Raw genomic sequence first — 21,983 nt, 5'->3', positions numbered from 1 at the left:
CCGCTTTGTGTTCCTCGTCCGGCTGCCGTTCCACTATTGCGTTGCTCACGCGTCCACTCCTCCGCTTTCCAGCTTTGCGCCCCCGGTGAAGTGGGGCTTGATCTTATTGTCGTACATCGACAACGCCGATCCGATCGCCATATGCATGTCGAGGTACTTGTAAGTGCCCAGCCGTCCACCGAAGAGCACGGACTTTTCACCCTTGGCCAGGTCGCGGTAGGCCAGGAGCTTGGCGCGGTCTTCGGCAGTGTTGACGGGGTAGTACGGCTCGTCGCCCTTCTCGGCGAAGCGCGAGTACTCGCGCATGATCACCGTGGCGTCCTTGGTGTAGTCCCGCTCCGGGTGGAAGTGGCGGAACTCATGGATCCGGGTGTAGGGGACGTCCTCATCCGGGTAGTTCATCACCGAGGTGCCCTGGAAGTCCTCGATGGGCAGGACTTCCTCTTCCAGGTCGATGGTCCGCCAGGACAGGTCGCCTTCGGCGTAATCGAAGTAGCGATCCACGGGGCCGGTGTAGATCACGGGGACCTGGCCGAGGGTGTTGTTGCGGGAGAACTCGTGGCCCTCGTCGAAGAAATCGGTCTTCAGGTGCACCTGGATGTTCGGGTGGTCGGCCATGCGCTCGATCCACGCCGTGTAGCCGTCCACGGGCAGGCCCTCGTACTTGTCGTTGAAGTACCGGTTGTCGTAGTTGTAGCGCACGGGCAGGCGGCTGATGATTTCAGCCGGCAGGTCCTTTGGATCGGTCTGCCACTGCTTGCCCGTGTAGTACTTGATGAAGGCCTCGTACAGCGGGCGGCCGATCAGCTGGATGCCCTTGTCATTCAGGTTCGCCGGATCCGTGCCCGCAAGCTCGCCGGCCTGCTCCTGGATGAGCGCCTTCGCCTCCGCAGGGCCCATGGAGGCGCGGAAGAACTGGTTGATGGTGCCCAGGTTGATGGGCATGGAGTACACCTCGCCCTTGTGGCTGGTGTAGACCTTGTGAACGTAGTTCGTGAACTCGGTAAACCGGTTGACGTACTCCCACACGCGCTCGTTGGAGGTGTGGAACAGGTGTGCGCCGTAGCGGTGCACTTCGATTCCGGTCTGCGCTTCGTTCTCGCTGTAGGCGTTGCCGCCAATGTGGTGGCGACGGTCCAGGACTGCGACCTTCAGGCCCAGTTCCTTTGCAGCGCGCTCGGCTACGGTCAGGCCGAAAAAGCCCGACCCGACAACGACGAGGTCAACGTTCACATCTACTCCTGTTTGTTTCCGGTACGCCCTGGACGGGCACGCACCCGACGGTCAAGGTTATCTGACAAAACCGTTGAAGGCACTTTAGCTCCGGCGACACCCGGTGGCTGCCCAAGCTTGTCACCACATTTCAACTACTTCGTCGAGCCGCTCGCCGAACCATGGAACCGTCGTTCGGAGGAACGTCGACGTAAGGTGGTCATTGTCCCGGTAGACGATTACATTGCCGATGACCGGACTGCAGAAGCCGTTAGGGCACAGCAAGTCGTTGAAGTCGAGAAGGTGGACATTCGGGAGGTCCAGTCCCTGCAGGGGATTGGATGAAGCTAAGGTATCTTTTGCCTCGATGCCGCACGCCTCGTAATTGTCCGCGTTGCGTTCCAAACAGGCCGGAACGTTTTCCGGCATCCGAGGGGTATCCCTAATTCCGACCACGGGGATGCCCCGGGCCGTGAACCGGCTGACCTGATCCGGCCATGTCTGATCCAATGTCTCTCCTCCGCCAAAATGCGTTTGGGAGCTGGTCGTCAAGACAAGATCCGGCTGCAGGTCGATGATCTCCTCAATGGACCGCTCATTGAAGTCCAGACAACGTTCATCGATGAACGCGTCCGCCGTCACGGGACAGTATCCGCGTGTGTAGGAAATGATTTCCCATCCCCGTTCATCTGCGAGCTCAAGCAGTGGCGTTGTCCACATAAGCGCATGGGAGCTTCCGATCACCGCAACAACCGCCGCCGGTTCCGCCCCGCTATTTTGGCCTTCGTGCCGGCAGATGCTGACGTACTCAGCCGGGTCGTTGTCACAGCCATCAGAGAAGACCGGCGAATCCGCAGCAACATCCGCCATGGTCGGCTGCAGGGGGCTCGAGGGGTCCGAAGCATCCACGTAGCCCGGAAGCAGCACCGCTGCTCCGGGGTTGTTCCGATCCGCATTTGCCGCAAGCTGGTCAGCCTCCAGTTTGAGTGAGTACTGCCAGCCGCCCAGCGGAACACCCACCAACACCACACAAACCGCAATGGCAACCGCCGCCCGCTTCCTGCTTTCAAGTCCTTTCGCAGCCCGCAGTGGCTTCTCCACGAACCGTGTCGTGAGATACGCAAGAACCAGCGAAAGCAGGATAATCGCCGTCCCACCCACTGCACCAACCTCCTGGCGCCCGCGCCAGGAGAGATAAACCACCAAAACCGGCCAATGCCATAAGTAAAGGGCGTACGACATCTCGCCCAGCTTCATCAGCGGCTTCAGGCTCAGGAACCGGTCCGCCCCGATCCTGCTGCCAGTCTGACCCGCCACGATCACAAGCATCGCCGCACCAAGCGGCATCAGCGCCACATATCCGGGGAACTGGCCCTGGACATCGAGCACAAACCCAACACTAAGCATCAGCGCCAGCCCGGCCCACCCCGCGACAACCCTCAGGACCCTTGGCAGCCGGACATAACTGATAACAACCGCTAGCAGGGTCCCGAGTGCGAATTCCCACAAGCGGGTACGGGTATCGAAGTAAGCATGGGCTTGGTTCCCGTAGGTTTCCACGATCGAGAAAATGAAAGAGGCGAGAAACACCGCGCCGAAGACCAGCGCAACCATTGGTCGGAACCGCAGGCGCGCCCGCTGGCTGATTACCGCGGCAAGAGCGAATAGCAACGGCCAGAGGATGAATACCTGTCCCTGGATGGAGAGCGACCAGAAGTGCTGCAATGGACTGGCCAGGCCGTGGTCCGCAGCGTAATAGTCCACCGAGTTGGCAGCCAACACCCAGTTCTGGAAATACAGCAGCGAAGACCATGCCTGCTGCAGTATCTCCATCCATCGGGACTGCGGAACAAACAGATACGTCGCTGCCAGTGTGCCCAACAGCACCACCACCACCGCAGGCAGCAGGCGTTTAAAGACATGGATCCAGTAGGCCGCCAATGCCAAGGGCCGCCCACGCTCCACCTTGCGGATGAACGACAGGGACAACAAAAACGCGGAGATGAGCAGGAACACATCCACGCCACCGGAAACACGACCGAACCAGATGTGGTAGGTCACCACCATCAGCACAGCCAGTGCCCGCAGCCCCTGGATTTCCGGACGGTAGGCCGACCCCCCGCTTACAGCCTCCCGCTGCCCTGCAGCTGGTCCACCAACAACATCCTGCTTAACCAACGAGCGCCTTTCCTCAACTTTGCCCGTGTTCTACTTTACTGCCAGCGACCCGCACCCCTGCCCATCTCGGTGCCCGCGGCCTGCTCGTCGGGTTACCAACCAACGGCGTCGTGGAATCTTCTTTCGAATTCCGGGGCCATCGAAGCCGCATAGCTTGTGGTCAGGTGGTTGTCGTCGAGATACACATAGGTATTTCCGACAATCGGCCTGCAGGTTTCCTCCGGACAGATCAAGTCCGAGAAATCGAGGAGAACCATGCCCCCGGCAGTTTCCGTCCGGGGAAAGACGGGGGTCAGTTTGTGTGAGAGCGGCGTGACACAGGCGTCGGGCCCATTGCTTTCGGCACACACCTGCATATTGAACGCGAACCGGGGGTTGTCCCGTATGCCGACTACTTGGATTCCTGCAGTCGTCAGCTTTTCCGCCACGTCTGGGAAGGCCTCCACCAAGGGATCTGACGCATCCTCCGGCGTTGCGGAAGTTGCGACGGCAACCACGGCGTCCGGGTTCAGGTCCAGCGCATACTCCGTAGCGGCCTCGTTGAACTGGTTACAGCTATCCGAACGGGTGGCGATGGTACCCGTGTAGGAGCATCCACCCCTCAAGAGTGCCAGAACCCGATAGTTCCTTGATTCCGCCATCGGTTCTATGGCCTCGAGCCACTGTTGGGCGTGGGAGCTCCCGATTACGAGTATGGTCCGCTCGGGCGCTTCCACGTTCTCAGTGCTGAAGCAGACACCTGTGAGGAGGGGGTCCGAAGGGCCATCGGGGACTTCGCTGCACGGCAACTGAAGTTCACCCCAGCTTTCAGGATCCGCCGATGAGGCGGGCCGAACCGGCACCCCGGTGGGCGTGCCGTCATACCCTGGCTGAAGAACCCGGGCACCGGGGTAATTGGCGACTGCTTCAGCCTCGAGCTTCTCGTCCTCCAGTTTGAGTGAGTACTGCCAGCCGCCCAGCGGAACACCCACCAACACCACACAAACCGCAATGGCAACCGCCGCCCGCTTCCTGCTTTCAAGTCCTTTCGCAGCCCGCAGCGGCTTCTCCACGAACCGTGTCGTGAGATACGCAAGAACCAGCGAAAGCAGGATAATCGCCGTCCCACCCACTGCACCAACCTCCTGGCGCCCGCGCCAGGAGAGATAAACCACCAAAACCGGCCAATGCCATAAGTAAAGGGCGTACGACATCTCGCCCAGCTTCATCAGCGGCTTCAGGCTCAGGAACCGGTCCGCCCCGATCCTGCTGCCAGTCTGACCCGCCACGATCACAAGCATCGCCGCACCAAGCGGCATCAGCGCCACATATCCGGGGAACTGGCCCTGGACATCGAGCACAAACCCAACACTAAGCATCAGCGCCAGCCCGGCCCACCCCGCGACAACCCTCAGGACCCTTGGCAGCCGGACATAACTGATAACAACCGCTAGCAGGGTCCCGAGTGCGAATTCCCACAAGCGGGTACGGGTATCGAAGTAAGCATGGGCTTGGTTCCCGTAGGTTTCCACGATCGAGAAAATGAAAGAGGCGAGAAACACCGCGCCGAAGACCAGCGCAACCATTGGTCGGAACCGCAGGCGCGCCCGCTGGCTGATTACCGCGGCAAGAGCGAATAGCAACGGCCAGAGGATGAATACCTGTCCCTGGATGGAGAGCGACCAGAAGTGCTGCAATGGACTGGCCAGGCCGTGGTCCGCAGCGTAATAGTCCACCGAGTTGGCAGCCAACACCCAGTTCTGGAAATACAGCAGCGAAGACCATGCCTGCTGCAGTATCTCCATCCATCGGGACTGCGGAACAAACAGATACGTCGCTGCCAGTGTGCCCAACAGCACCACCACCACCGCAGGCAGCAGGCGTTTAAAGACATGGATCCAGTAGGCCGCCAATGCCAAGGGCCGCCCACGCTCCACCTTGCGGATGAACGACAGGGACAACAAAAACGCGGAGATGAGCAGGAACACATCCACGCCACCGGAAACACGACCGAACCAGATGTGGTAGGTCACCACCATCAGCACAGCCAGTGCCCGCAGCCCCTGGATTTCCGGACGGTAGGCCGACCCCCCGCTTACAGCCTCCCGCTGCCCTGCAGCTGGTCCACCAACAACATCCTGCTTAACCAACGAGCGCCTTTCCTCAGCCATCTATATTCAGAGCCACTTTACTGCCCAGGGCCACTCCCCCTGCACATGTCTCAGGCCGTGCCGCGTATTCACAGACGGCGGATCCCCCCCGATTCGGGCACATGTCCACCCATACCATCACTTCAGTTGTTATTGCCGCTTCTAGTGGAGGACCGATGCTGCTCCATGTCACCCTCGCTGCATTTCCTGGTTACACGATCCCAACGGACGGCGGTGCACAGGTGGAACTTGAAATCGTCATCAACGCGACATCCTCCCCGACAGGCGGCGCCGTGCACCGCGATCTTTCAGAAAAATACGGTTTTGCCCACTATTCGGTGGCAGGTATCCCCTTGGAAAATCTCACTCCGGGCCAACCGCCCTTCAGTAATGGGGCCGTCATCGTTCTGGGGCCATCGACGGTTCGCAGCGGTCCGTCGGTGGCCAGTGTGACGTATCTGCCGTTGCACTTAGTGGTCTGCGCCGGTCCTGACTCTGGGTTGATGGTCCCGTTGACGCGCGGGTCTTACACGATCGGACGGTCGGGTGGAGACGAAGGCGTGGAGGGACAACGCCTCCAAATATCTGATCCTGCCCTTTCCAGATGCCACGCACGCCTGGACGTTGGCACGGAAACGGTAGTGATACACGATCTCAGGTCGGAAAACGGTACCTGGTTGGATGGCAAGCGCATCCGGTCGGCGTCTATTGACACAAACTCGGTACTTCGGGTGGGGGCCAGTACCTGCCGTCTTGCGGTAGCGGCACCCCGGGAAGCAGGGTCAGTCCGCCCACGGCAGTGCGAGTGGGATGCCGAAGTGTTCGCTGAACCGGTGGGGGTCCCGTTACCCGCGTCGGGACAGGGCGGCGTGTTTTTCCTTCTCGCTGGCGCGCTCCTTCCTCTCGTGCTTGGTATTATCCTTGCCGCTGTGACCGGCATGTGGATGTTCCTTGCCTTCAGCTCACTCTCCGCGGTTATGGGGTTGTTATCCTTGGCTGCCTCGCAACGGCGCCGCCGTGCCGAGGACGCTGCGGTCACCAGCGCCGCTGCTACGGATGCCGCACGGCGCCATGCCGAAGCGCCCGACCCGGGACGCGTGGCCTTTGAGGCGACAGGAACGGTGATCCCTCGTTCCCTTCCTTCCCCCGAACACGGTTGCTATCCGATCCGTATCGGAGCCGCAGATCAGCCGGCCCGTATTCAACCGATACCGGCCCGGACTGGTTTCTCACCGCCGGTAATTAGCGCAGCCCCCGTTGTGCTTATGCTTGGGCACGAAGAGGACATTTCTTTTACCGGCGGTGATGCCGCGTCCCTTATTCGCACGGTATTGGTTCAAGCGGCCGCAGCCGTCTTGTGCGGTGCACGGTTAGTGGTCGTCTGTGCCGGGTCACCAAGGGATCTCGAGATCAATGCACGTTTCCTGCCTGGGACCGTGCTGATTCCACTGCCCGAAGCCTCCGCTGACCATCGAAGGGTGGAATCGGAACTCGCATTGCTGATTTCCGGTCTACCGGTACTGCCGGGGGAAGACCCCCAAGTCTTGGTGCTTTGCCTCTTGGGTGATTGGGCAGCTTCTGCAGATATAGTACTTAGGGCACTCCCCGCCGCACCCAGAAGGCGGATCACGCTTCTGCGTTTCGGCGATGCACAGGCACCGACGCACGTCCGCGTAGTAGCGGGCAGGGCAACGCTTCACACAGTTCATGACTCACTGGCGTTTCAACCCGATCTTGTGGGGTGGAATACCTTTCAAAGGCTCGCCCGTGCGCTGGGCTGTGAGGCCGCGCAGACCCCTGCCGCAGTACCTGAGGTGCCTTCCGCGCTGCCTACGGCTGTGGCTTTCGGGGAAATCCACAAACCGGACCCGGCGTCAGTTCTGCGGGCGTGGCAACACGAAGCAGCAAACGGCGGTCCGGCTGTCGTGGGCCTGTCGGCAACCGGGCCACTGACCCTGGACCTCGATTCAGACGGCCCGCATTTCCTGGTCGCAGGAACCACCGGCTCGGGTAAATCTGAATTTCTTCGTGCGTTCCTTGCCGGGCTGGCCCTTGCCTACTCGCCCAAGGCTTTGAGTATTCTCCTCATTGATTTCAAAGGTGGATCAGGGCTAGGTCCGCTGGCGAAGCTGCCGCATTGCGTCGGCCTGCTTACGGACCTTTCGCCCGAGAATGTGTCCCGTGCGCTTATCTCACTGCGTGCGGAAGTCCGACGACGCGAAACCCAGTTTGCGGCGACAGGTTCAGATAATCTCGCCGCATACAATTCGGCAAGGCCTGCAGTGGAAGCACCCATGCCCAGGCTGGTAATCGTCATCGATGAATTCAGGATGCTTGCCGATTCCGTTGCTACGGCGATTCCCGAATTGCTGAGGATCGCCGCGATTGGCCGTTCCCTAGGCATCCATTTGGTCCTTGCGACTCAGCGCCCCCAGGGAGCTGTCACTGCCGATATACGCGCAAACATCACCACGGTCATTGCTTTAAGGGTTCAATCTGCAGCGGAGTCGCGCGATGTCCTCGGCAGCGACGGGGCTGCAGACATCCCGCCCGGACTCCCCGGACGGGCCTACATACGCAAAGGCAGCAACCCACCCATGTTGTTCCAGAGCCTGTCGACTACCCTCGCCGAGGCTCCGCGAGGCGGTTCCGTACAGGCATTGGGTGAGCACCTAACATCGAGTCCCACAACCGCTGCCGGGAGGGCGGTGAATAGCAGAACCGAATTGGATCGCATATGTGCCCAGGTTCGCAACGCCTCGGACACCGGCGGCTTCCCTGCACCATTCCGGCCCGTGCAGCAGGCCCTCCCCCATGTGTTGGACAGAGTGCCACCGTTCTATTGCTCCACAGGAGCCCACGGTCTGATGCTGGGACTGGTCGATCTACCGGAGCAACAATGCCTCCAACCATTGGTCTGGGACCCGGCAACGGATTCACATATAGCTATTCTTGGGTCCAGCGACTCCGGCAGTGCCGAATCCTTAGACCTCTTGGCTGCAGAGCACTTGCTGGCGCTGCCCGGCCGCCACCTCTATGTGCTGGATGCGACGGGGCGTCTAGGATGGACCGCTGCTGCTGCCCAAACGGGAGCCTATGTCGGACCGAATGACATCAAACGGGCGGCCCGCGTGTTGAACTATCTCGCCGAGGATCTGGTGGCACGTCTCTCCGCCGACCAGAACCTGCACATGCCCGAATATCGTGCACCCAGCCAGCCCATCACGCTTTTGGTAGCCGGCTGGGGCCGTTGGTGCAGGTCGTTCAGGCAGTATCGGAACTTCGCTTCCGAAGAGGAGCTTGCCGATCTGGTGCGGGATGGAGAAAGCGGCGGCATCACTTTGGTCGTTTCTGGCGACCGTGAACTCCTAAGCTCTCGCTTCTTCCCTTTGATCCCCAACCGTCTGTTCTTTCCGACAGGTGCCCGCGAGGAAACACTGCTGACCTGGCCGCGTCTTCCGCCGATGGATCAGGTGTCCGGCCGGCTATTGGCCATAGGCCGGATCGGAACAAAAGCCGGATCATGCGGGCAAATCCTGGCCGGCCAACATCAGCTGCAACCGGACGAGATGAAGCCGCTGCCAGCTGATTCCGTCCAACCGCATTCCGTAAGGTCCCTGCCCACGTTGGTAACACCCGACATGCTCGTGCCCGCCAAGGAGGCGGACTTCGCACCGGTGGGGCTATGCGGAGACGAACTGCAAACGGCTTTCGCGCATCTTCCGCCCGGTTGCGTGTTTCTCGTCTTGGGTGGACAGGGAGGCGGACGTACGAGTTTCCTCCGTCAGGTAGCCCGCTCTATGAAAGATTTGCTGGAATGTAGATGGGTAAAGGACATACCGGACGTAGACCTCCGGAACATCGATCCGAAGCATCTGCTTCTGCTCGTCGATGATGCTGATACGTTACCTCCGCCCGTGCAACAACGACTCACTGAACTCCACGCCCTTGGTGCGCGTATGGTGATCAGCGCCGCCTCCGGGCATCATCTGACGCTGAGACTGCCGGTGGCTGCGGCGGTCCGTGGTCGTCCACTCGGCGCGCTCTTACGTCCGACGGTGTCCGACGCGGATTTGCTGGGCGTTAGGGCTGAAGGCGGACGCTGGCCGCCGGGACGCTGCCAGCTCATCGATGGCTCTATGTCGGCCGAAGTCCAGGTGGCGTTCTCTCCCGCACCTAAACCCGCGCCCTAGTATGTCTTAGAGCCATCGGTCAGCCGCTTGGTATGTTCCAGAACCGGTTTGGTAAACAGCAGCAGCAGCACCGCGGCTGCGGGCAGGAGCAGACCCAGGCCCGCCAGCACCAGGCCGGCCTGCAGTGTCGGCACGGCGATGATCACAACAAAGAGCTGCCACACCATGGCGGCGGAGCGGGTCCATCGATAGCCGCGGAAGAAGAAGTGGCCGACAGCGAGCAGCCAGACTGCCAGCGCCACAGCGAAGACGAGGGTAAAAACGGCTCCACCGAGTGAGAGCGGGGTAGAGACGGCCAGCTGGTATCCGTACCACCCGGCGAAGGCGAGGAGGCACAGCGCCTCAAGTACCAGGACGCCAGCTATGACGAGTACTGCCCGGGGCCGCTTTGCCTGTGGTGCATTCTTAGGTCTTGACACATTGGCACACTACCGGACATAGTCTGATTGCGGCCATGCCGGGGGCGGCCGCAGCGGAGTCATCGGGACCGGTGGACGTTCGGACGCATTGTCAGGCACACGCGGACAATGCCGAAAAACGTACTGCACCGGCGCGTCCCGGGACGGCTCCCGCCTGATAAATGACTGGGATGGCACACAAGACCTGTGATGCATCCCTCAGCCCTGAGGCCATATTTTCCGGTTGTTACCCCTTGTTTGCGTTCGGCTGACGTGCCACGCTAGATACAGGGAAATCAGGGGCCGAAACCGGCCCCTTTAGTTTGTAGTTGCTCGTGAATGTTTTCACAAACACGTAGGAGTCAACTTTTCAGAGGAGATAGTGATCAACATGGATTGGCGGAGCCGCGCAGCTTGCCTGGATAAAGATCCGGAGCTTTTCTTTCCCGTAGGCAACACCGGCCCGGCTCTTCTTCAGATTGAAGAAGCCAAGAGCGTCTGCCGGCGCTGCCCGGTCATCGATACCTGCCTCCAGTGGGCCATCGAAACCGGCCAGGACGCCGGTGTGTGGGGCGGCATGAGTGAGGACGAGCGCCGCGCACTGAAGCGCCGCGCTGCCCGCGCACGACGCGCCTCATAACGGGGAACCACCCCTGCAAGCCGGCCACGCCGGCGCAAAGGGCCGCTGCCATGGGCAGCGGCCCTTTGCCGTACCTGCACCTTTCCGGCGCAGACGCCGTTTTCCAGCTACGCCGTTTCCAGCTACGCCGTTTCTAAGTACGCCGGTATTCGGTGTCCAGTCCCATTTCGATTGTCACTTCGGTGCCGCCGCCCTCGGCTGCAGACCACTCAATGGTCCCGTCCAGTTCGCTCTGGACCAATGTCCGGACAATCTGCAGGCCCAGGCCCTCCCGGCGTGGCTCGGGAGGCAGCCCCACGCCGTCGTCGGACACCGTGACAGTGAGCCGTTCCTCCCGGCCGGCCGGTCCGTGCCGCCGTGCAGCCAGACCCACCGTGCCGCGGCGCCCTGCCAGGCCATGCTCGACGGCGTTGGTCACCAGTTCATTGATCACCAGGGCAAGCGGGGTGGCCAAATCGCTGGGCAGCTCCCCGAACGAGCCCTCTCGCCGGGTCCTGACCTCCTGCGTAGGTGAAGCCACTTCGGCCGAGAGGCGGAACTGCCGGCCGATCAGCTCGTCGAAGTCCACATTCTGCGTCAGCCCCTGTGACAGGGTTTCATGCACCAGGGCAATGGTGGAGACTCGTCGCATGGCCTGTGCGAGGCCCTGTTTTCCCTCCTCACTCTCCATCCGCCGGGACTGCATCCGCAGCAACGCAGACACGGTCTGCAGGTTGTTCTTCACCCGATGATGGATTTCGCGGATGGTCGCATCCTTGGAGACCAGCTCCATTTCCCGGCGGCGCAGCTCGGACACGTCACGGCAAAGTACCAGGGCGCCAAAGCGCTCCTTCTCGTCACGCAGCGGAATGGCCCGCAGCGACAGGCTGACACCTCGCGATTCAATCTCGGTGCGCCACGGCATCCTTCCGGTGACCACCAAGGGCAGCGTTTCATCCACCATCCGGCGGTCCTTCAGCAGCGCCGTCGTGATTTCCGCCAGGGACCGGCCCTCGAGCGTTTCCATATCCCCCAGCCGGCGGAACGCGGAAACACCGTTGGGGCTGGCGTACTGCACCACCCCTTCGGCATCCAGACGGATCAGGCCGTCCCCCACGCGGGGAGCGCCCCGGCGCGAGCCTGTCGGCGTCGCGAAGTCCGGCCACAGCCCCAGGGTACCCATCCGCAGCAGGTCATAGGCACACTGCCGGTAGGTCAGCTCCAGGCGCGAAGGCATCCGGGAGCTGGACAGGTCCATATGCGAAGTCACTACGGCGAGGGTCCTGCCGTTGCGGACAAAGGGGATGGCCTCCACCCGCATGGCCGTCTCGGCGGTCCAGCTCGTTTCGCTGGACCGCTCGATCTGCTGGCTCCGCCAGGCGGCGTCCACAAGCGGCAGCAGGTCAGCGCGGATGCGCTCCCCCACAAAGTCGCTGTGGAAGACCGTATGCGAGGTGGATGGACGGGCATGGGCCAGAGCCACATACCCGCCCTCCGGCACAGGGAACCACAGGGCCAGATCCGCAAACGCGAGGTCCGCGACCAGCTGCCAGTCCCCCACCAGGAGGTGCAGCCACTCGGCGTCACCGGGACCGAAGTCCGCATGGTCCTTGATCGGGTCGGTAAAAATTGCCACGTTTACTCCGGGCTAGCGTCGAACAATGGAGCGCAGCAGGCGCAGTGCTACCGAGAGCGAGGCCATGTCGTCCTGCTCCAGGCCGTTGACTTCCTTGAACATCTTCGTGGCCCGGCCCAGGTGATCCGCGTTTTCCTGTTCCCAGGTATCCAGCCGCTTGACCGGATCTTCTCCGGCCAGATCCGGTGTGGACTCCAGGACGGCGGTCGTCATGTCCGCCACGGTCGAGTACAGGTCATCGCGCAGGGCTGCCCGGGCCAGTGCCTGCCACCGGTCAGCGCGGGGCAGGTTCGTGATCCGGTCCAGCAGATCGTCGATGCCGTAGCGGTCATAGACCGCGTAGTACACGGCGGCAACGGATTCGGCCGGCTCGTCGAACGCCCGGCTGACCAGGGCCACATCGAGGAGGCCAAAGGATTCGAACTGCTCGGCCCAGTAGCTGCCCAGTTCCTTCGGGATATCCAGTTCGCGGGCCTTCTCCTGCAGCGCTCCGACCCGTTCGGCATCCGAGCCGCGCAGGTACCGGGTGAGGCCGGCCAGCAGCGGCTGGACAACCGGCTTGAACGCCTCGATGTCTTCGGCAATCGAGGTTCCCCGGCCAACATGGTTGACGAACCAGCGCAGCGCCCGGTCAAGCAGCCGGCGCAGGTCCAGATGCATCATGGACCAGGTGCTGGTGGGGAAGTCCGCCGGCAGCCCGCCCAGGTCCGCCAGGACCTTGTCGATCCCGTAGATTTCCCGGATGGCAATGAACGCCCGGGCGATCTCCGCCTCGCTGGCCGAGGTTTCCTCGATGATCCGGAAGGCGAAGGTGATGCCGCCAATGTTGATCATGTCATTGGCCACGACCGTGGAGATGATTTCCCGGCGCAGCGGATGGGTATCCAGCTGGTCGCCAAAACGCTCAACGATCTGCTTCGGGAAGTACCGCCGCAGGGTGCCCTCGAAGTAGGGGTCGTCGGCGAGGTTCGACGCCGTCAGGGCCTTCGTAAGCTCGATCTTGGCGTAGGCGGCAAGCACTGCGAGTTCCGGGGAGGTCAGGCCTTCGCCCGCAGCGATCCGGGCGTGCAGCTCGTCGTTTCCGGGCAGTGCCTCCAGCTGGCGGTCCAGATCCGCGTGTTCTTCCAGCCAGACCATCAGCCGCTCGAAGCTCGGGCTCCAGTCCACTACGCGCTGGCGGTCATTGAGCAGCAGCATGTTCTGGTCAATGTTGTCCTGCAGGACCAGCTTGCCCACTTCATCCGTCATGGAGTGCAGGAATTCGGCCCGTTCGGCCGGGTCCAGCCGGCCTGCGGCAACCATCCGGTCCACGAAGATCTTGATGTTTACTTCGTGGTCCGAGCAGTCCACGCCGGCGGAGTTGTCGATGGCATCCGTGTTCAGGATGACGCCGGCACGGGCGGCTTCGATGCGGCCGCGCTGGGTCATGCCCAGGTTTCCGCCTTCGCCCACCACCTTGACCCGCAGGTCGCGTCCGTCCACGCGGATGGGATCGTTCGCCTTGTCTCCGACGTCGGCGGAGGTCTCCGTGGAGGCCTTCACGTAGGTGCCGATGCCGCCGTTGTAGAGCAGATCCACGGGTGCCGTGAGGATGGCCTTCAGCAGTTCAGGCGGGCTCATCTTCTTTACCGAGTCGGACAGGCCGAGAACGGCGCGTACTTCCGGCGAGAGTGGGATGCTCTTGGACTGGCGCGGGAAGATTCCGCCGCCGGCACTGATCAGTGCCGAGTCATAGTCCGCCCAGGAGGAGCGGGGAAGCTCGAAGAGCCGCTGCCGTTCGGCGTGGGATGCGGCTGCGTCAGGGTTCGGGTCAAGGAAAATGTGGCGGTGGTCAAAGGCCGCCACCAGCTTGATGTGCTTGGAGAGCAGCATGCCGTTGCCGAACACGTCACCGCTCATGTCACCCACGCCCACGACCGTGAAGTCCTGGCTCTGGGTGTCGATGCCGAGCTCGCTGAAGTGCCGTTTGACCGATTCCCAGGCGCCCCGGGCCGTAATACCCATGGCCTTGTGGTCGTAGCCTACGGATCCGCCGGAGGCGAAGGCGTCGCCGAGCCAGAAACCGTATTCGGCCGAAATCGAGTTGGCGATGTCGGAGAAGGAAGCGGTTCCCTTGTCAGCGGCCACCACGAGGTAGCTGTCGTTGCCGTCGTGGCGGACCACACGCTCCGGCGGAACTACTTCCTCGCCGGATTCGGTCACCACGAGGTTGTCGGTGAGGTCCAGGAGCCCGCGGATGAACGTGCGGTAGCTGTTCTTGCCTTCCTCCATCCAGGCGCCGCGGTCCACTGAGGGGTCGGGCAGTTTCTTGGCGTAGAAACCGCCCTTGGCGCCGGAGGGAACAATCACCGCGTTCTTCACTGTCTGTGCCTTGACCAGGCCCAGGATTTCAGTGCGGAAGTCCTCCCGCCGGTCGGACCAGCGCAGCCCGCCGCGGGCCACTTCCCCGAAGCGCAGGTGTACGCCTTCAACCCGTGGCGAATAGACCCAGATTTCGTACTTGGGGCGCGGGAACGGTGCACCGTCGATCGCACCGGTGTTCAGTTTGAAACTGATGTACGGCTTGTCCTGGTAGTAGTTGGTGCGCAGGGTGGCATTGATCAGGGTGGCGAAGGTCCGCAGGACACGGTCGGCGTCGAGCGTGGGGACCTGCTCGAGCCCGCGCTCCAGCGCGGCACCGGCCTGTTCGACGGCGGATTCGCGAGCCTCCAGGTCCGGGTTAAACCGGCCGTCGAAGAGTGCCAGCAGGGCATGCGCGACGTCGGGGTTGGCCAGGAGGGTGCCTGCCACGAAACCGTAGGAGTTGGCCGTGCCGACCTGCCGCATGTACTTGGCGTAGGCCCGCAGGATTACGACCTGCCGCCACTGGATGCCCTGCTGGAGGATCAGCCGGTCGAATGCGTCGGACTCGGCGGTCCCGGACATTCCGGCACGGAAGGCCTCCGCGAGCAGCGGCCCGGTCTTCACCGGATCAACGCCCGCCGGGTACACCAGCCCGAGATCGTACAGATAGAAGTTCGCGCCGTCACCGCGACGGATTTCGAAGGGCCGCTCGTCCAGGACTTCCAGCCCAAGGTTGTGCAGGAACGGAAGGATCTGGGTCAGCGACTTCGGCTCCGTGAGATAGAGCTTGAGCCGTGCGTCGGCCTGGCCTTCCCCCTCGCCGGCTTCCGGGACGTAGACGAACAGCTCCGGCGCGGTTTCGGGCCGGGCAATCCGGGCTTCGAAACGGGCAATGTCCTCGAGTGCGTCCTCGACTTCGTAGGCCACCCGGTACGCGGCCGGGAAGGCGTCCGCCCACAGCGCGGACAGCTTTTCGGCGTCCTGGCGGGCGAACTTGGTCCGGACCACCTCTTCAATGCCTTCGGTCCAGGACCGCGTGGCCGTCACCAGCCGGGCCTCCAGGGCCGGGGTATCCACTTCGGTGATTTCCTGGCCGCGGGGCAGCCGGATCCGGAAGAAGAGCCGGGCCAGTGCGGATTCAGTCATCCGTGCTTCAAAGTCGATGGATTCGGCGTTGAAGGTCGAGCGCAGTTCGTCCTGGATGCGCAGCCGGACCGGTGTGGTGTACCGGTCCCTGGGCAGGAAGACCAGGGCGGACATAAACCGTCCGTAGATATCCGGGCGCAGGAAGAGCCGGGTGCGGCGGCGTTCCTGAAGACGCAGGATGGCCAGGGAGGTCTCCAGCAGGGCTGCAGGCTCAATCTGGAAGAGTTCGTCGCGGGGGTAGGTCTCCAGGATGGAGAGCAGGTCCTTGCCCGAGTGGGAATCCGCGGGGAAGCCGCAGGACCGCATCACTTCGCGGACCTTGTCACGGACGATCGGGATGCTGCGGACCGAGCCCGTGTAGGCGCCGGTAGCGAAAAGCCCGATAAACCGGCGTTCGCCGTTGACGTTGCCCTGTTCGTCGAAACGCTTCACGCCCAGGTAGTCCAGGTACGCGGGACGGTGCACGCTGGAGCGGGAGTTGGCCTTGGTGATCACCAGTGCACGCTTCTCCCGGGCCTTGGCACGCCCGGCGCCGGTAAGCCGCTGGACCTTGCGGGAGGCCGAATGCAGCCGCAGCAGCCCCAGTCCGCTGTCCTCAGTGGGGCGGAGCGCGTCTTCTCCGTCTTCGGTGATGAGGTCGTATTCCCGGTAGCCCAGGAAGGTGAAGTTGCCGTTGTCCAGCCAGGTCAGCAGCTCCCGCGCCTGCTGCAGGTCGGGAATGTCCCGGGCGCCGGGGACGGTGTCCAGGGAACGGGCAATCTCGTGCACCTTGGAGCGCATGGCGGGCCAGTCGGAGACCGCAACCCGGACGTCGCCAAGGACCTTGGTCAGCCCGTTGATGAGTTCCGTGCGCTTGTCCTGGTCCGTGATGCGGGCGACCTCGACGGCGATCCAGGACTCAACGCGGGTGGTGCCGCCGTCGGTGCCGAGCAGGTCCGCGAGGTTCGGGAGAGCGGCGGTGTCGCCGCTGGAGACACCCGCAGCGGCCGGGACCCGCTGCACGCGCTGGAGTTCACCGTTCCGCGGGTCGCGCGTGGCAAGGAAAATGGGGTGGACGACCAGTCGGATGGCGGCGTTGCGCCGGACCACTTCGGCGGTGACCGAGTCCACGAGGAACGGCATGTCATCGGTGACGATGAGCACCACACTGGTGTCCCCCAGGTCCACAACGTCCACTGCCGCAGTACCTTCGGCGCGGGTGAGCGCGAGTTCCATATGCTTCCGGGCCCGCTCCCGCAGCACCGACGGCGGATACGCCTGCGCATCTTCACGCGCCAGATGCTCGTAGTAATCCCCTATGAACTCGTCGAGGGAAGTGTCCGAACTTAAAAGATCCGCGATGCTGGATCCTGACGACATGTAATACGCCTCCGATAGTACTTACGTCCTGCTGCTCCGTTGCAGCTTGCTCTAATGAGCCTAGCCCCGAATGCGCGAAAGGTCACTTTGCCCGGCGGGGGCGCCGTGCCGGCCGTCGGCGCCCGGTCCGTATGCCCGCCAGATCGGCAATGGCTGCACGGAGGGCCGACGCCGGTGCCGTTTCCAGCAGGGCCGTTCCGGAGAGCAGCGCCGCGTCTGCGGCGTCGTAATCCGCCGGCAGGAATGCGGAGATCTGCCTGCCGGGGCCGAAGCGTTCCCAGGCCCCGCCCAACTGGTTTTCCGGCTGCCTTCCCACCGATGACGCGCGGACCTTATTCAGCACGATCAGCGGATCTGCTGTCGGGACCGTCTCCGCCAGCTCCGCCACTGCCCGGACCAGTCGGGGCACGCCGACGGCGTCTGCCGCACCCACTGCATAGATGGTGTCCGCCTTTTCCAGGACCAGCAGCGTGGCGGCGTTCCGGCGGGGGGCCATGGTGTCGAAGCTGAGCTCCTCATCGGTTTCCAATGAGAACCCGCAGTCCACGATTATCAGGTCGAACAACCGGCGGGCGGCCTCGAGCACTCCGTCCAGTGCTGGCGGGCGCAGTTCCACCCAGCGGTCCGAACGGGTCACCCCCGTAAGCACGGCAAGCTGGTGCCCCCGCAGCGAAACAGATGCGGCCAGGGCGCGCAGGCTGCCGTCATCAAGCATGCCCTGGTCCGCGAGTCGGCACGCCTGCGCAATGCCCGCTGACTCATCGAGCAGTCCCAGGCCGACGGCGACGCAGGCGCCATAGGTGTCCGCGTCGATGAGGATCACGCTTCGCCCTGCAGCTGCCTGTTCAGCGGCCAGGTTGATGGCGAGAGTGGTCCGGCCCGGAGCTCCGGCAGGTCCCCAGACAGCGGTTACGGTGCCGGCCCGGACCTCCGCTTCCGGCGTCCCCGGTGCCGGTTCCCCGGGTCCTTCGCCATTGGTACCGGATCCTAGGGCGGCACCCGGATCAGCCATCGCGGTGCCCGTCGTCCGGGCGGACCGGCCCAGGGCCAGTACCGCCGTGGAGATGAGTTCCGCCAAGTCCCCCGGATCCAGTCCGGTGGGGGCATTAAGAATGTTCAGGGCATCCAGCCGGCGCCGCAGCATCGGATCGTCAGCGAGCGCCACCAGGGCTACCCCGGCGGAGCCCAGCCGGTCTGCGATGCCGGCAGTTATCTCCTCGGCGTCGCCGGCCACGATGGCGGCGCGGACCATTCCGGTTTGCGCCACAGCGAGCATTTCGGTCAGCTCTGTGCACCGTCGGACTACCGTCACCGGACCCTGCAGCCGTTCCAGCCCGTCCAGAACGCCGGCGGCGGCGGTTCCGACGGTGGCAACGGGGATGTTCACGAGCCGGGGGCGGGGTTGTGTACCACGGTGATTTTTGCCTCGTTGGAGAGGGCCGCCAGCAGCATCGGCAGGTCGGCATCCTCGACCAGGATCAGGAGTTCGGTGTTCCGGTTCGCTCCGAGGGCCGACTCGGTAACGGACAGCTCCGATATTTCTGCGGCCTCGATTAATTGCCGGGGTTCATCGAACCCGTTCCTGCCGTTAGGTGCGGCAGCCCAGATATCCACACGCGAGCCTGCCTCCGTCCTGGCGGGCAGCGGATCCTCCACCCGCAGTCCGACAGGTTTGCGGTCCAGCGAGTCAGGCGTTGTCAGCGCAGACCGGGCCACCAGCTCCCCCTCCCTCAGGACGGCGCCCGCCACCGCGTTTTCGGGCACCCCCTCGGCTGCAGGCAGATACAGGTCTCCGGCGTTACCCAGCCTGACGGGTACCGGACGGAGGTCCTCGGCACGGATGGGAGCGCCGGGAGCAATATCGCGGTGGACAGCGTAGACGTCGGTGGTCTCATCTGCCTGCTGGACAAGGGTCACTACCGCCGTAACGGATCCCAGGACCAGGAGGATGCCCAGCAGCAGCCGTGGATCCCGCCAGGATGGCCTGCGCAGCCTGGCAGCGGACGGCTTCTCTTCTCGTGTACGCAGACTCATGTCTCCCCCGATTCCCCCATGCTTCTTTTCACGCTTCTTTCCTCAATTTCCCGCCAGACACTTCCCGCCTCACGATTCCCTGCCGGCTGAGGCCAGTGTGGAGTACGCACACGCGGAAGGAAACGGTGGTTTCCGGGCCGGCTTGAATCTGTGGATAACCCGGGGAACGGTTTTGCCGGTGCCAGACTGGTGCTGCTGGTATATAACGGGTGCAACCGCAGTGGTGCGGTTCGAAAGGTGAGTGCCGTGGGCGATAAGAGATTCCTGACGCTGGCCGACGTCGCCGAGGTACTGAACATTTCCTCTTCACAGACCTACGCCCTGGTACGCAGCGGGGAGCTTCCCGCCATCCAGATCGGCGGGCGCGGCCAGTGGCGGGTTGAGACACAGCAGCTCGAAGACTATATTTCCCGTGCCTACCGCAAATCCGCCGCCGCGGTCCGCCAGGGCATTCCGTCGGAAGACGCGGTGGACCGCTGACCCTTCCCCGCCCCACCCCGGGGCGGGCCTCCGAGGACGGATGCTCTGCTCAGCCCCAGCCGTGCTGCTGAGTCAGGACCGCTGCCACTGCGGACGTCGGGAGGAGATGAACCGCGGACACATTTCCCGGACGCCGCTCCTCTCCGGCTGCGACCACGGCCAGTTCAACGAAATCGGCCCCCACCCGGTCAATCGTTCCGTGCAGGACTTCGCCTGAGGCCTTTCCCGCCAGTCTGAGCGCGACAATGCTCCTGTCCCGGGATATCTCCCGCAAGGCCGACGCTATGCCGAGATTCAGGGCGCGGGCGGCAGGTTCGGCAAACCGGTCCAGCCCCCTGACGGATACCACATGGGCAAGTGCGGCAAGTGCCGAGCCGCGTTCACGCTCAAGCACCACCCAGCCGGCCCCTACGTGCCGCAGCACACCGCGCAGGGTTCCGGCCCGGCCAAGGTCCACGACGAGCTCCCTGCCGGACTGGCTCCGGAGCCGGTCCTGCAGGCTGATCCCGCCAAGCTCCACGCGAACGCGTTCGGAAATCTCGCCCGCCGCATGACGTTCGTCCGCGGCAGCCATCTGTGCCTCCATGTCCCTGAACAGGGCATCCCATCGCATCGCCCAAGGCTAGCTTTGTCACCCCGCAGAGACCACCACTCTGGACACCTATCGCGGTGAAGTGTAGACACGAGCCTCACACGGACCATTCAGGGTCAAAGGCCAACGACATTGATCAACTGTCTAAGCCGATTCCAAACAGCACCAAACTGCATCAAATGGGCACTTGGCACCACCTAGGACCACCCAGGACTGCCCGGGACCACCACGATGAGGAGACGCCATGCGTAAACCGGTTATCCACCCGGCCCTGGCAGCCGACGCACTGACCGCTGTCGCAGTAGCAGCGCTCGGCCTTTTGCTTCTCCGGGACGGTGCGGAAATCCTCCAGGCCCTTCCCGCAAGCGGCGCCAGGTCCGGGCCGTCGGTGTCCCCCGAGTCATTCGAGCTGCTGGCAGGACTGTGCGCCGCCGGCACCGGGTTGGTATTGACCGTTTGGTGGGTGGGCGGCCTTATCTGCGCGGCAGCGGGCGGCATTCTGGTGCGCTGCGGCATGGCCTCAGCCGGACACCGGACAATGCTGCTGGCTCCCGGGCCCGCCCGAAGACTGGCTGCTGCGGTGCTGGGACTCTCCCTGGCCGCCGGGAGCGTCCCCGCAATCGCAGCGGCTTCCGCGCCCACCCCCGCAGTATCGGCACCGGTTGCCTCCGGTACGGCGGCAACCGGTCACCACCGGCCTCCGGAACTGCTGTCGGCCACCGCTCCCTTCGCAGACAAGGCACCGGATGAAGATGCCGTCTCACCGCTGTGGCGGCCGGCGCCCCCGCAGCCTCCGGCCGGAAACGTCCTGACTCCGGTGCCGCGGACGGAACAGGCCGAGGTGGTGGTGGCTGCCGGGGACACGCTGTGGTCCCTGGCCGCGGAGCAGCTGGGTCCGCTGGCTACGGATGCCGAAATAGCGGCACATTGGCCCCGATGGCACGCGCTGAACCTCGCCGTCGTCGGCCCTGACCCCCACCTCATCCTGCCGGGCCAGATACTGTCAGCGCCCGCTCCCGAACCTCTTCCCACGCCCCAAGAAAGGACAGCACCATGACCAGTGTGATATTCCTGCCGGCTCCCGATTCCCCCGCAGAGCTGGCGCAGCTGGCACAACTGGCGCCGGACGGCGGCCCCATCGCCGTGTACCGCGCTCCTGCCCGGGAGGAAATCCCGGCACCGGTTCCCGCCGTGCCGCGGCAGGCCCCGGCAAACGGCGTGGAAGCACCGGCACAGCCTGCATCCGCTGCCGCCGCCGCTGCCTGGTCATCCGACCCTGCCGACGATGCACGGGTTCGGGCCATCTGCCAGTCCGTGGCACTTGCAGCTCTGGAGGTGCTGGGGGGTGTCCGCCCGCTGCAGCAGATGAGCCGCTGGCTGGACCAGGAGAATTATGACCGGCTGCAGCTGCGGGCCAACCTGGTGCGGGGCAGGCGACAGGCAGCAGCAGCCGCTGCGGGGTCCGGTTCCGGCCCGGATCCGCAGCTGCTGCACCGGGGCGTGCGGATCCGTTCCTGCCGGCTGTGTCCCGTGGCCGAGGGCATTTATGAAGGCGCAGTGGTTGCCCTGGAACACGAAAGAGCCCGCGCCGTCGCACTGAGAATTCAGCTGCGGCGCGGGCTCTGGCGGGTTACCGCGTTGGAGATCGGCTAGGTGCCGGGTCC

14 protein-coding genes are annotated in these 21,983 nt (G+C 63.6%); 5 read left to right on the top strand and 9 right to left on the bottom strand.

Annotation, left to right across the window (positions count from 1 at the left end; all coding sequences use genetic code 11):
• Window positions 1-45: 45 nt before the first annotated feature.
• The 3 genes from glf to QWJ37_RS05655 all read right to left on the bottom strand — a co-directional run bounded on the left by glf (window position 46) and on the right by QWJ37_RS05655 (window position 5,540).
• The gene (glf, locus tag QWJ37_RS05665) at window positions 46-1,233 is read right to left on the bottom strand and encodes a UDP-galactopyranose mutase (RefSeq protein ID WP_290244622.1); all 1,188 of its coding nucleotides are present in this window, start codon (window positions 1,231-1,233) and stop codon (window positions 46-48) included.
• 120 nt (window positions 1,234-1,353) lie between these two features.
• Window positions 1,354-3,390, bottom strand: a complete 2,037-nt coding sequence (locus tag QWJ37_RS05660) for an acyltransferase family protein (protein WP_290244620.1) — start codon at window positions 3,388-3,390, stop codon at window positions 1,354-1,356.
• A 92-nt stretch (window positions 3,391-3,482) separates the two neighbouring features.
• Complete coding sequence (locus tag QWJ37_RS05655) at window positions 3,483-5,540, bottom strand: acyltransferase family protein (protein ID WP_290244618.1); 2,058 nt, start codon at window positions 5,538-5,540, stop codon at window positions 3,483-3,485.
• A gap of 101 nt (window positions 5,541-5,641) precedes the next feature.
• Between QWJ37_RS05655 and QWJ37_RS05650 the strand changes: the two genes are divergently transcribed.
• Window positions 5,642-9,712, top strand: coding sequence for an FtsK/SpoIIIE domain-containing protein (locus QWJ37_RS05650; RefSeq protein WP_290244616.1), 4,071 nt, complete (start codon window positions 5,642-5,644; stop codon window positions 9,710-9,712).
• Here QWJ37_RS05650 and QWJ37_RS05645 read toward each other — a convergent pair.
• Window positions 9,709-10,131 (bottom strand): hypothetical protein, encoded by a 423-nt coding sequence (locus QWJ37_RS05645; RefSeq protein WP_290244614.1) that lies wholly within the window; start codon window positions 10,129-10,131, stop codon window positions 9,709-9,711. The two genes, QWJ37_RS05650 and QWJ37_RS05645, sit on opposite strands and share 4 nt — an antisense overlap.
• A gap of 370 nt (window positions 10,132-10,501) precedes the next feature.
• On the opposite strand from QWJ37_RS05645, the gene QWJ37_RS05640 reads away from it, so the two are divergent.
• Window positions 10,502-10,750, top strand: a complete 249-nt coding sequence (locus tag QWJ37_RS05640; protein ID WP_055239553.1) for a WhiB family transcriptional regulator — start codon at window positions 10,502-10,504, stop codon at window positions 10,748-10,750.
• Between the two features lie 133 nt (window positions 10,751-10,883).
• On the opposite strand, the gene QWJ37_RS05635 is transcribed toward QWJ37_RS05640, so the two are convergent.
• The 4 genes from QWJ37_RS05635 to QWJ37_RS05620 all read right to left on the bottom strand — a co-directional run bounded on the left by QWJ37_RS05635 (window position 10,884) and on the right by QWJ37_RS05620 (window position 19,247).
• Entirely contained in the window at window positions 10,884-12,365 is a 1,482-nt protein-coding gene (locus QWJ37_RS05635) for a PAS domain-containing sensor histidine kinase (protein ID WP_227903492.1), read from the bottom strand.
• Between the two features lie 12 nt (window positions 12,366-12,377).
• Complete coding sequence (locus QWJ37_RS05630) at window positions 12,378-17,213, bottom strand: NAD-glutamate dehydrogenase (RefSeq protein WP_290244612.1); 4,836 nt, start codon at window positions 17,211-17,213, stop codon at window positions 12,378-12,380.
• Between the two features lie 82 nt (window positions 17,214-17,295).
• A complete protein-coding gene (locus tag QWJ37_RS05625) occupies window positions 17,296-18,600 on the bottom strand; it encodes a chromosome partitioning protein (RefSeq protein ID WP_290244610.1) in 1,305 nt (434 codons plus the stop codon).
• On the bottom strand, window positions 18,597-19,247 hold the full coding sequence (locus tag QWJ37_RS05620; protein ID WP_227929585.1) for a hypothetical protein: 651 nt from the start codon (window positions 19,245-19,247) through the stop codon (window positions 18,597-18,599). The genes QWJ37_RS05625 and QWJ37_RS05620 overlap by 4 nt, the downstream gene beginning before the upstream one ends.
• A gap of 246 nt (window positions 19,248-19,493) precedes the next feature.
• On the opposite strand from QWJ37_RS05620, the gene QWJ37_RS05615 reads away from it, so the two are divergent.
• A complete protein-coding gene (locus QWJ37_RS05615) occupies window positions 19,494-19,727 on the top strand; it encodes a helix-turn-helix domain-containing protein (protein ID WP_227903500.1) in 234 nt (77 codons plus the stop codon).
• Between the two features lie 49 nt (window positions 19,728-19,776).
• Here the strand turns inward: QWJ37_RS05615 and QWJ37_RS05610 are convergent, their stop codons facing one another.
• Window positions 19,777-20,340 (bottom strand): hypothetical protein, encoded by a 564-nt coding sequence (locus tag QWJ37_RS05610; protein WP_227929584.1) that lies wholly within the window; start codon window positions 20,338-20,340, stop codon window positions 19,777-19,779.
• A gap of 223 nt (window positions 20,341-20,563) precedes the next feature.
• Between QWJ37_RS05610 and QWJ37_RS05605 the strand changes: the two genes are divergently transcribed.
• Window positions 20,564-21,376: a hypothetical protein gene (locus tag QWJ37_RS05605; RefSeq protein WP_290244607.1), complete on the top strand. Its 813-nt coding sequence runs from the start codon at window positions 20,564-20,566 to the stop codon at window positions 21,374-21,376.
• Window positions 21,373-21,972 (top strand): Rv3235 family protein, encoded by a 600-nt coding sequence (locus tag QWJ37_RS05600; RefSeq protein WP_227929582.1) that lies wholly within the window; start codon window positions 21,373-21,375, stop codon window positions 21,970-21,972. Before QWJ37_RS05605 ends, QWJ37_RS05600 begins: the two co-directional genes overlap by 4 nt.
• Window positions 21,973-21,983 lie beyond the last annotated feature (11 nt).

Origin of the sequence: Arthrobacter sp. YD2, assembly GCF_030410475.1 — a bacterium.
Classification (GTDB): Bacteria; Actinomycetota; Actinomycetes; order Actinomycetales; family Micrococcaceae; genus Arthrobacter_B; species Arthrobacter_B zhangbolii.
Note: the sequence above shows the minus strand (reverse complement) of the source record. Positions and strands in the feature narration are given on the sequence as shown.